Genomic DNA, 11903 nt, shown 5'->3' on the forward strand with positions numbered 1-11903 from the left:
GCACGCAGAGATTGTGTTGCGCCCTGCCGCGGGGTATCGTAGCGCTTTGCGTCTGCCCTCAAATGCGAGTCTCCTGCCCGGTGGTTGACTTTGTGGTGGGCCTGGACGCGATCCAGTGCGAACTGTCGAAGGACAACTCTTGGCCGCGCGCAGCACCTCCGGTAACCCCCGCCGCATCTCGTTCAACAAGATCCAGGACCCGATCGAGGTCCCTCAGCTCCTCTCTCTCCAGACCGACAGCTTCGACTGGCTGGTCGGCAACGAGAAGTGGGACGCCGCCGTCGAGCGGCGCCGCTCCGAGGGTGAGGACGTCTCCAGCAAGTCCGGTCTGCAGGAGATCTTCGAGGAGATCTCCCCGATCGAGGACTTCTCCGAGACGATGTCGCTCTCGTTCGAGAACCCGGTCTTCTACGACCCGAAGTACACCGTGGACGAGTGCAAGGAGAAGGACTTCACCTACTCCGCTCCGCTCTACGTCTCGGCGGAGTTCACCAACAACGACACCGGTGAGATCAAGGGCCAGACGGTCTTCATGGGCGACTTCCCCCTGATGACCCCCAAGGGCACCTTCGTCATCAACGGCACCGAGCGCGTCGTCGTCTCGCAGCTCGTCCGCTCGCCGGGCGTCTACTTCGAGCGCACCGCCGACAAGACGTCCGACAAGGACATCTACACCGCGAAGCTCATCCCCTCGCGTGGCGCCTGGCTCGAGTTCGAGATCGACAAGCGCGACCTGGTCGGCGTGCGCCTCGACCGCAAGCGCAAGCAGAACGTCACCGTGCTGCTCAAGGCCCTCGGCTGGACCAACGAGCAGATCCGCGAGGAGTTCGGCGAGTACGAGTCCGTGATGCTGACCCTCGAGAAGGATCACACGGAGACGCAGAAGGACGCGCTGCTCGACATCTACCGCAAGCTCCGTCCGGGCGAGCCGCCCACGGAGGAGGCCGCGCAGACGCTGCTGAACAACTACTACTTCAACCCCAAGCGCTACGACCTGGCCAAGGTCGGTCGCTACAAGATCAACAAGAAGCTGGGGCTGACCGAGGCGTTCGACCAGCAGACGCTGACCGTGGACGACATCGTCGCCGCGATCAAGTACATCGTCGCGCTGCACGACGGCCGCGAGCAGACCGAGGCGCCCCAGGGCGAGCTCGTCATCGCGCCCGACGACATCGACCACTTCGGCAACCGCCGCATGCGCACCGTGGGCGAGCTGATCCAGAACCAGCTCCGCACCGGCCTGGCGCGCATGGAGCGGGTGGTCCGCGAGCGGATGACGACCCAGGACGTCGAGGCGATCACGCCGCAGTCGCTGATCAACATCCGTCCCGTGGTCGCGGCGCTGAAGGAGTTCTTCGGCACCTCGCAGCTCTCGCAGTTCATGGACCAGACCAACCCGATCGCCGGCCTGACGCACAAGCGTCGTCTGTCCGCGCTCGGACCCGGTGGTCTCTCCCGTGACCGCGCCGGCATGGAGGTCCGCGACGTCCACCCGTCGCACTACGGCCGCATGTGCCCGATCGAGACGCCGGAAGGCCCGAACATCGGTCTGATCGGCTCGCTGGCCTCCTTCGGTCGGATCAACCCGTTCGGCTTCGTCGAGACGCCGTACCGCAAGGTCGAGGCCGGTCGGGTCACCGACCAGATCGACTACCTCACCGCCGACGACGAGGACCGCTACGTCATCGCGCAGGCCAACGCCGTCATCGACGAGCAGGGCCGGTTCACCGAGGAGCGCGTGCTGGTCCGCCAGCGCGACGGCGAGGTGTCCGAGATCCTGGCCGACGAGGTCGACTACATGGACGTCTCGCCGCGCCAGATGGTGTCGGTCGCGACCGCCCTGATCCCGTTCCTCGAGCACGACGACGCCAACCGCGCGCTCATGGGCGCCAACATGCAGCGTCAGGCCGTGCCGCTCATCCGCAGCGACTCGCCGATCGTCGGCACCGGCATCGAGTTCCGCGCCGCCGTCGACGCCGGTGACGTGGTCGTGGCCGAGAAGGCCGGTGTGGTCAAGGACGTCTCCGCCGACCTGGTCGAGACCATGAACGACGACGGCACGTACTCCACGTACAAGCTGGCCAAGTTCAAGCGCTCCAACCAGGGCACCTGCATCAACCAGCGCCCGCTGGTCAGCGAGGGCGACCGGCTCGAGGTCGGCAGCCCCGTCGCCGACGGTCCCTGCACCGACGACGCGGAGATGGCGCTCGGCACCAACCTGCTCGTGGCGTTCATGCCGTGGCAGGGCCACAACTACGAGGACGCGATCATCCTCAGCCAGCGCCTGGTGCAGGAGGACGTCCTCACCTCGATCCACATCGAGGAGCACGAGGTCGACGCCCGCGACACCAAGCTGGGTCCGGAGGAGATCACCCGGGACATCCCGAACGTCTCCGAGGAGATGCTGGCCGACCTCGACGAGCGGGGCATCATCCGCATCGGCGCCGAGGTCACCACCGGTGACATCCTCGTCGGCAAGGTCACGCCCAAGGGCGAGACCGAGCTGACCCCCGAGGAGCGGCTGCTCCGCGCGATCTTCGGTGAGAAGGCGCGCGAGGTGCGCGACACCTCGATGAAGGTGCCGCACGGTGAGTCCGGCACGGTCATCGGCGTCCGCGTCTTCGACCGCGAGGAGGGCGACGAGCTGCCCCCGGGCGTGAACCAGCTGGTCCGCGTCTACGTCGCGCAGAAGCGCAAGATCTCCGTCGGTGACAAGCTCGCCGGCCGCCACGGCAACAAGGGCGTCATCGCGAAGATCCTGCCGATCGAGGACATGCCGTTCATGGAGGACGGCACCCCGGTCGACGTCGTGCTGAACCCGCTGGGTGTGCCGCGCCGGATGAACATCGGCCAGATCCTCGAGCTCCACCTGGGCTGGCTCGCCAAGCAGGGCTGGGACATCAAGCTGGCCGAGGACGAGTCCGACGCCGAGTGGAAGCAGCGCCTGATCAAGATCCACGCCGACAAGGCCGACCCGAACACCAAGGTCGCGACCCCGGTGTTCGACGGCGCGCGCGAGGACGAGATCACCGGCCTGCTCGGCTCGACGATCCCGAACCGCGACGGCGTGCGGACCGTGAAGTCCAACGGCAAGGCGTCGCTCTTCGACGGCCGCTCCGGCGAGCCGTTCCCCGAGCCCGTGTCGGTCGGCTACATGTACATCCTCAAGCTGCACCACCTCGTGGACGACAAGATCCACGCGCGCAGCACCGGCCCCTACTCGATGATCACGCAGCAGCCCCTGGGCGGTAAGGCCCAGTTCGGTGGCCAGCGGTTCGGCGAGATGGAGGTCTGGGCGATGGAGGCGTACGGCGCCGCCTACGCCCTGCAGGAGCTGCTCACGATCAAGTCCGACGACGTCCCCGGGCGCGTCAAGGTCTACGAGGCGATCGTGAAGGGCGAGAACATCCCGGACTCCGGCATCCCGGAGTCGTTCAAGGTGCTCGTCAAGGAGATGCAGTCGCTCTGCCTGAACGTGGAGGTCCTCTCGCAGGACGGTTCGAGCATCGAGCTGCGCGACGCGGAGGAAGACGTCTTCCGCGCCGCCGAGGAGCTCGGCATCGACCTGTCCCGTCGCGAGCCCAGCTCGGTCGAAGAGGTGTGACGGCGGGGGCCCGCAAGGGCCCCTGCCTCCGCCCCCTACTTCTCTTTCTTAGAACTACCGAAGGGTTGCAGCCATCGTGCTCGACGTGAACTTCTTCGACCAGCTTCAGATCGGCCTGGCCACCGCGGACGACATCCGCACGTGGAGCCACGGCGAGGTGAAGAAGCCGGAGACCATCAACTACCGCACGCTCAAGCCGGAGCGTGACGGCCTCTTCTGCGAGAAGATCTTCGGTCCCACCCGGGACTGGGAGTGCTACTGCGGCAAGTACAAGCGCGTGCGCTTCAAGGGCATCATCTGCGAGCGCTGCGGCGTCGAGGTGACCCGTTCCAAGGTCCGCCGCGAGCGGATGGGCCACATCGAGCTCGCCGCGCCGGTGACCCACATCTGGTACTTCAAGGGTGTCCCGAGCCGCCTCGGCTACCTGCTCGACCTGGCCCCGAAGGACCTCGAGAAGGTCATCTACTTCGCGGCCTACATGATCACCTCCGTCGACGAGGACGCGCGGCACCGCGACCTGTCCTCGCTCGAGGGCAAGGTCGGCCTGGAGCGCGAGCGCCTCGAGAACCGGATGAACCTCGCCCTGGACGACCGGTCCAAGAAGGAGGAGACCGACCTCGCCGAGCTGGAGGCCGAGGGCGCCAAGGCCGACGCCAAGCGCAAGGTCCGCGACGGCGCGGAGCGTGAGAAGACCCAGATCCGCCGCCGCGGCGAGGCCGAGATCGCTCGCCTCGACGAGGTGTGGAACACCTTCAAGTCCCTCAAGGTCCAGGACCTGATGGGCGACGAGATGCTCTACCGCGAGATGAAGAACTGGTTCGGCAAGTACTTCGAGGGGCACATGGGCGCCACGGCGATCCAGAAGCGCCTCGAGGACTTCGACATCCCGGCCGAGGTCGAGTCGCTGCGCGACACGATCGCCAACGGCAAGGGCCAGAAGAAGGTCCGGGCGCTCAAGCGGCTCAAGGTCGTCGACGCGTTCCGCAAGACCGGCAACAAGCCCCAGGGCATGGTCCTCGACGCCGTCCCGGTCATCCCGCCGGACCTGCGCCCGATGGTGCAGCTCGACGGTGGCCGGTTCGCGACCTCCGACCTCAACGACCTGTACCGCCGCGTGATCAACCGGAACAACCGGCTCAAGCGGCTGCTCGACCTCGGCGCGCCCGAGATCATCGTCAACAACGAGAAGCGGATGCTGCAGGAGGCCGTCGACTCGCTGTTCGACAACGGCCGCCGCGGGCGTCCCGTCACCGGCCCGGGCAACCGGCCGCTGAAGTCGCTGTCCGACATGCTCAAGGGCAAGCAGGGTCGCTTCCGGCAGAACCTGCTCGGCAAGCGCGTCGACTACTCGGGCCGTTCGGTCATCGTCTCCGGCCCCCAGCTGAAGCTGCACCAGTGCGGTCTGCCCAAGCAGATGGCGCTCGAGCTCTTCAAGCCGTTCGTGATGAAGCGCCTCGTCGACCTGTCGCACGCGCAGAACATCAAGTCCGCCAAGCGGATGGTCGAGCGGGCGCGCCCGGTCGTGTGGGACGTCCTCGAAGAGGTCATCACCGAGCACCCCGTGCTGCTCAACCGTGCGCCCACGCTGCACCGCCTCGGCATCCAGGCCTTCGAGCCGCAGCTGATCGAGGGCAAGGCCATCCAGATCCACCCGCTCGTCTGCTCGGCGTTCAACGCCGACTTCGACGGTGACCAGATGGCGGTGCACCTGCCGCTGTCCGCCGAGGCCCAGGCCGAGGCGCGGATCCTGATGCTGTCGACCAACAACATCCTCAAGCCGTCGGACGGCCGTCCGGTGACCATGCCGACCCAGGACATGATCATCGGCCTGTTCTTCCTGACCACCGACCGGCCGAACCAGCCGGGCGAGGGCCGCGCGTTCGCGTCGCAGGCCGAGGCGATCATGGCCTTCGACCGCGGCGAGATCTCGATGCAGTCCCCGATCAAGATCCGCTTCGACGACATCGTGCCCCCGCTGGAGGCCGAGGTCGCCGACTGGGAGCAGGGTCGCTCGCTGATCCTGGACACCACGCTGGGCCGCTCGATCTTCAACGACACCCTGCCGGCCGACTACCCCTTCGTGAACTACGAAGTGGGCAAGAAGGCCCTGGGCGCGATCGTCAACGACCTGGCCGAGCGCTACACCAAGGTCGAGGTCGCGGCGTCGCTGGACGCCCTGAAGGACACCGGCTTCCACTGGGCCACCCGCTCGGGCGTCACGGTCTCGATCGACGACGTGACCACCCCCGCCAACAAGATCGAGATCCTCTCGGCCTACGAGGCGCAGGCGGCCAAGGTCCAGAAGCAGTTCGAGCGCGGTCTGGTCACCGACGAGGAGCGCCGTCAGGAGCTCATCGAGATCTGGACCCAGGCGTCGAACGACGTGGCCAAGGCCATGGAGGGCAACTTCGACCGAGCGAACCCGATCTACATGATGGTCGACTCGGGTGCCTCCGGAAACATGATGCAGATCCGTCAGGTGGCGGCCATGCGTGGTCTGGTGGCCAACCCGAAGGGCGACATCATCCCGCGGCCGATCAAGGCCAACTTCCGTGAGGGTCTGTCGGTCCTCGAGTACTTCATCTCGACGCACGGTGCCCGCAAGGGCCTCGCCGACACCGCCCTGCGCACGGCCGACTCGGGGTACCTGACCCGTCGTCTGGTCGACGTGTCGCAGGACGTCATCATCCGTGAGGACGACTGCGGCACCGAGCGCGGTCTGCCCAAGCGGATCGGCGAGCGTCGCGAGGACGGCTCGGTCGTCAAGCACGAGAACGCCGAGACCGCGGCGTACGCCCGGTCGGCGGCCGTCGAGGTCACCCACCCCGAGACCGGCGAGACGCTGGTCGAGGCGGGCGGCGACCTCGGTGACGTCAAGATCGGCGAGCTGGTCGCGGCCGGGATCGAGGAGGTCAAGGTCCGCTCCGTGCTGACCTGCGACGCCCGCACCGGCACCTGCGCCAAGTGCTACGGCCGCTCGCTGGCCACCGGCAAGCTCGTCGACATCGGCGAGGCCGTCGGCATCATCGCGGCCCAGTCGATCGGTGAGCCCGGCACGCAGCTGACCATGCGTACCTTCCACACCGGTGGTGTGGCCTCCGCGGACGACATCACGCAGGGTCTGCCCCGCGTGGTCGAGCTGTTCGAGGCCCGCTCGCCCAAGGGCCGTACGCCGATCTCCGAGGCCGCCGGCCGCGTGGAGATCGACGAGACCGACAAGGCCCGCAAGGTCCTGGTCACGCCCGACGACGGCTCCGAGGTCCAGGAGTACCCGGTCTCGAAGCGCTCGCGCCTCAACGTCGCCGACGGCGAGCACATCGAGGTCGGTCACCACCTGACGTCCGGTACGCCGGACCCGCAGGACGTGCTCCGCATCCTCGGCGTGCGCCGGGCCCAGGAGCACCTGGTGGACGAGGTCCAGCAGGTCTACCGCTCGCAGGGCGTGTCGATCCACGACAAGCACATCGAGATCATCGTGCGGCAGATGCTGCGCCGGGTCACGGTGATCGAGTCCGGTGAGACCAACCTGCTGCCGTCCGACCTGGTCGACCGGGTGCTGTTCGAGGAGGAGAACCGCCGCGTGGTCTCCGAGGGCGGCAAGCCGGCCTCGGGTCGCCCGGTCCTCATGGGCATCACCAAGGCCTCGCTGGCGACCGAGTCGTGGCTGTCGGCCGCCTCCTTCCAGGAGACGACCCGCGTCCTCACCGACGCTGCCATCCACGGTCGCTCGGACTCGCTGCGCGGTCTGAAGGAGAACGTGATCATCGGCAAGCTGATCCCGGCGGGCACCGGCCTCGAGCGGTACCGCAACATCCGGGTGGAGCCCACCGAGGAGGCCCGCGCCGCGGCGTACTCCGTCACCGGCTACGACTCCTACGACTACGAGTTCGGCAACGCCGCGAGTGGTCAGGCCGTCGCCCTGGACGACTTCGACTTTGGGTCGTACCAGAGCTGAACGAAGTGAAGCTCTGGTAAAGCACGACCCAGATCGAGCAGACAACGCCCGCCCCACGCTTGCGTGGGGCGGGCGTTGTCGTGTCGAGATCCATCCAGGTTCCGCAAGGAGGACCTGCTGGCGCTGACTCGGAAACGGCTCAGGGCAGCAGCACCGTCACCCGCGTCCCCGGCCGGATGGGCTCGATGCTGAACGTGCCTCCGAGCTCGGCGGCCCGCTCCTGCATCGAGCGCAGGCCGATGCCCGGCCGGGTGCCGGTGCTCACCCCGGCGCCGTCGTCCTCGACGACCAGGCGGGCGCCGTCCGGATCCAGGGCGAGAGCGACCCGGCAGCGGGTGGCCCCGGCGTGCCGGTAGGCGTTCAGGAGCGCCTCGGCGGCGACGTGGTAGAGCGCGATCTGGCGCCGGCTGTCGATCCGGTCGGCGTCGGCGGCGTGCACGGTCACCGCGAACCGGCCCTGGTCGAAGCGCTCGACCAGCTGGCCGAGCGCCTCGGCCAGCCGGCCGTCCTCCAGGGGCGGCGGGAGCAGGTGCCGCGACATCTGGCGGACGTCCTCGGAGCGCTGGGCGAGCTCGGCCTGGAGCTCGGTGATCATCGCGGCCTGGCCCGGCTCGAGGCCGGCGGAGCGGCTGATCGCGGCGAGGGCCAGTGACGTGCCGGCCAGCGAGGGGCCGAGACTGTCGTGCAGCTCGCGGCGCAGCAGCCGCCGCTCCTCCTGGCGTACGTCGACCAGCCGCGTGCGCGCGGACTCCAGCTCGGTGTTGACCAGGGCCAGGTCGAGCGCGACGGCCACCAGCGCCGCCAGCTGCTCGACCAGCTCCAGGGTCCGCAGGTCCAGCCGTTCGCCGAGCGGGGCCTCCAGGACCAGCCGGCCGACATCCTGACCCCGGCTGCGCAGCGGTACCTCGACCGGGACCGATAGGCTGGCCGGGCCGGCCCCGACGCGGAGGGTGCCGGTGACGTCCTCGACCACGACGGCCCGCAGGCGCAGGCCCCGGCGCAGGCCGTCGACCAGGCCCTCGAGGATCGACATCTCGCCGTGGCCGCCCTCGATGTCGGCGCCGAGCCGGTCCAGCAGCCGGCCGGCGTCCGCGCTGGAGCCGAAGACCAGCCGGTCGACCCGGGTCTGCAGCCAGGTGCGCAGCGGCATCACCGCGAGGGCCAGCCCGGCGACTGCGACCAGTCCGGCGGACTCGCGGCTCCAGGGCAGGTAGCGGCCGCCGAACCAGACCAGCACCAGGTAGGCGCCGACGACCAGGATCGTGAGCAGCGCGCCGACCAGCGCGCGGGACACCGCCAGGTCGACCCGGTACGACGGCTCACGCAGGACCAGCACGAACACCGCGGCGGGCAGTGCCACCATGGCCGCGGACAGCAGGGAGGCGCCGACCGCGACCGCCGGCCCGTCGGAGGCGAGCCCGGCCTCGAAGGCCAGGTAGGACAGCGACAGGGCGAGCAGACTGGCCATCACCCAGCGCAGGGCCCGGCGCTCGGACGGCGCGGCCCGGCGGGCCCGCAGGGCGAGGTGCAGGGCGCCCACCAGGCCGGCCAGCACGTAGACCGGGACGATCCAGTCGTCGTACCGGGCCGCGACGTCGGAGACCCTCCCGGTCACGAGCGGGAGGTCGGGGGCGCCGTCGAGCTGGACCAGGTAGCGGCTCACCCCGGCCCCGAGCGCCAGCACGGCGCCGGCCACGGCCGCGGAGAGCCGCAGCCCGGTGGGCGGGTCGCGCTCGACCAGCCACGGCAGGACCAGGAGGCCGGACAGGGTGCCGGCGACCCAGCCCGCGACCACCAGCTGGGAGAGCACGGCGTAGGCCGGCGGGTCGGGCTGGGCGACGCCGAGGACGGCGTACTGGATGGCGAAGCTGGTCAGCGCGAAGCCGGTCCCGACGCCCAGCAGCGCCCACCCGATGACGTGGCCGCGAGCGACGACCAGGGCTCCCAGCGCGCTGTAGAGCAGGGCGAGGAGGACGTCGGAGACGAAGAACTCGCGGTGCACCTCGAACGGCGGGTCCGGCGTACCGACGTTGGCCAGGGCCAGCACGACCGCGGCCACGGAGACGGCGGTGGAGAGTCCGCCGACGGCCACCGCGCCGCCGCGCACCACACCGGGGGAGCGGGCAGCGGCGGGCACGGTCCATCATCCTGCCGCAGGAGTCCCGGTGGTGAGGGCCGGATGACCCGAACGACCGGGCCGGTGGGAGAATCAGGGGGTGAGCACTCCCGCGAGGACCGACGTCCTGGTCGTCGGCGCCGGCCCCGCCGGATCCGCGGCCGCGGCCTGGGCGGCCCGCGGTGGCGCCGACGTCGTCCTCGCCGACGCGGCGGTCTTCCCGCGCGACAAGACCTGCGGTGACGGACTGACCCCGCGCGCCATCGGCGAGCTCCAGCGCCTCGGCCTCGAGGACTGGCTGCGGGCCCACACGGTCAACCAGGGTCTGCGCGCGCACGGCTTCGGCCAGACCCTGCTGCTGCCCTGGCCGGGCGGCACCCTGCCCGACTGGGGCTCGGCGGTCGCCCGCACCGAGCTCGACGACCACCTGCGCACCACCGCGCTGAAGTCCGGTGCCACCGGGATCGACGGGGCCCGGGCGGTCGACGTACGACGTGACGGCGGTCGGGTCGCCGCCGTCGTGTTCAAGGACGGAGCCGAGACCTACGAGATCGCCTGCGACACCCTCGTGGTGGCCGACGGCGTCCGCTCCCCGCTCGGCAAGGTGCTGGGCCGCGAGTGGCACCGCGACACCGTGTACGGCGTGGCGGGTCGCTCCTACGTGACGTCCGGGATGAGCGACGACCCGTGGATCAGCTCGCACCTGGAGCTGCGCGGCCAGGACGGCGACATCCTCAGCGGCTACGGCTGGATCTTCCCGCTCGGGACCGGCGAGGTGAACCTCGGCGTCGGCACCCTCGCGACCGCCAAGCGGCCCACCGACATCGCCGTCCGGCCGCTGATGGCCCACTACGCCGAGCAGCGGCGCAGCGAGTTCCAGCTGGGCGACGACCTGCGCGCGCCGACCTCGGCGCTGCTGCCCATGGGCGGCGCGGTCTCCCACGTCGCCGGCGCCAACTGGGCGCTGATCGGCGACGCGGCGGGCTGCGTGAACCCGCTCAACGGCGAGGGCATCGACTACGGCCTGGAGACCGGCCGGCTGGTCGCCGAGCTGATCGCCGACGGGGCCGCGCTCGAGCGGGCCTGGCCCGCGCTGCTGAGCGAGCACTACGGCGAGTCGTTCTCGATCGCCCGCCGGCTCGCCGGCCTGGTGACCGTTCCGCGGCTGCTGCCGGCGCTCGGTCCCGTGGGCATGCGCTCGGACTGGCTGATGACCCTGGCCCTGCGCTGGATGGGCAACCTGGTGACCGACGAGGACCGCGACCGGGCGGCCCGGGTCTGGCGCTGGGCCGGTCGCCGCTCGATCGCCCGCGACCACCGACCGCCGTTCTCCTGATGCGCTCGCTGCCACGCGAGCGGCGGCTCGCGGCCTACGCCGTCGTGCTGCGCGACGACCGGATCCTGCTGAGCCGGCTCGCCCCGCGGGTCAGCGAGAGCGAGGTCTGGACGCTGCCCGGCGGCGGGGTCGAGCACGGTGAGGACCCGCGCGACGCCGTGGTCCGCGAGCTGCACGAGGAGACGGGACTCGACGTCCGGGTGGGGGAGGAGATCCGGGTCGACTCCTTCCACCAGGGCTCGGCCTGGCGCGAGGGCCGGCGGGTGGACGTGCACTCCGTGCGCCTGGTCTACGAGGGCTGGGTGCCGCGCGACGCCCCGGCACCGCGGGTCGTCGAGGTTGACGGCTCGACGGTCGACGCCGCCTGGCACCCGGTCTCCGCGGTGCTGGACGGCACGCTGCCGACCGTGCCGCTGGTCCGCCAGGCGCTGCACCGCCACGAGCCGTTCCGGCTGCAGCGCCTGGCGGCGTACGCCGTGATCCTGCGCGGCGACGACGTGCTGCTGACCCGGATCTCCGCCCGGGGCTTCCACTCCGGCCGCTGGACGCTGCCCGGCGGCGGCGTCGACCACGGCGAGGCGCCCCGCGACGCGCTGGTCCGCGAGGTCGGCGAGGAGTGCGGCGTCGCGTGCACGGTCGGCGAGGTGCTGGACGTCCACGACGAGCACTTCGAGGGGACGGCGCCCTCCGGCCGGCACGAGGACTTCCACGCGGTCCACCTGGTCTTCGCCGCCACGGTCCCCGTGGACGCCGAGCCCCGGGTCACCGAGGTCGACGGCACCACCGACGCGGTCGCCTGGGTGCCGGTCGCCGACGTCTCGTCGGGCGCGGTCGACGCGCTCGACGTAGTGCGGGCCGGGCTCGCGGCCGCGGCGCGCCGTACCGCCTGAGG

Annotated in this window: 5 protein-coding genes; 4 read left to right on the forward strand and 1 reads right to left on the reverse strand. The window is 70.3% G+C overall.

The genetic code is table 11. From position 1 onward, the window contains the following. The first annotated feature begins 139 nt into the window (after positions 1 to 139). A complete protein-coding gene (rpoB, locus tag V7S47_RS19305; protein ID WP_336563094.1) occupies positions 140 to 3604 on the forward strand; it encodes a DNA-directed RNA polymerase subunit beta in 3465 nt (1154 codons plus the stop codon). Positions 3605 to 3680: 76 nt separating this feature from the next. Continuing rightward, on the forward strand, positions 3681 to 7559 hold the full coding sequence (locus tag V7S47_RS19310) for a DNA-directed RNA polymerase subunit beta' (RefSeq protein WP_090857271.1): 3879 nt from the start codon (positions 3681 to 3683) through the stop codon (positions 7557 to 7559). 139 nt (positions 7560 to 7698) lie between these two features. On the opposite strand, the gene V7S47_RS19315 is transcribed toward V7S47_RS19310, so the two are convergent. Further along, positions 7699 to 9696 carry a GAF domain-containing sensor histidine kinase gene (locus tag V7S47_RS19315; RefSeq protein WP_336563095.1) on the reverse strand — a complete coding sequence of 666 codons (1998 nt, stop codon included), beginning with the start codon at positions 9694 to 9696 and terminating at the stop codon, positions 7699 to 7701. Between the two features lie 79 nt (positions 9697 to 9775). On the opposite strand from V7S47_RS19315, the gene V7S47_RS19320 reads away from it, so the two are divergent. Continuing rightward, complete coding sequence (locus tag V7S47_RS19320; protein ID WP_336563096.1) at positions 9776 to 11011, forward strand: geranylgeranyl reductase family protein; 1236 nt, start codon at positions 9776 to 9778, stop codon at positions 11009 to 11011. Beyond that, complete coding sequence (locus V7S47_RS19325) at positions 11011 to 11901, forward strand: NUDIX hydrolase (protein WP_336563097.1); 891 nt, start codon at positions 11011 to 11013, stop codon at positions 11899 to 11901. The genes V7S47_RS19320 and V7S47_RS19325 overlap by 1 nt, the downstream gene beginning before the upstream one ends. Positions 11902 to 11903: the final 2 nt, after the last annotated feature.

The organism is Nocardioides sp. CCNWLW216, from assembly GCF_037120545.1.
Taxonomy (GTDB): domain Bacteria; phylum Actinomycetota; class Actinomycetes; order Propionibacteriales; family Nocardioidaceae; genus Nocardioides; species Nocardioides lianchengensis.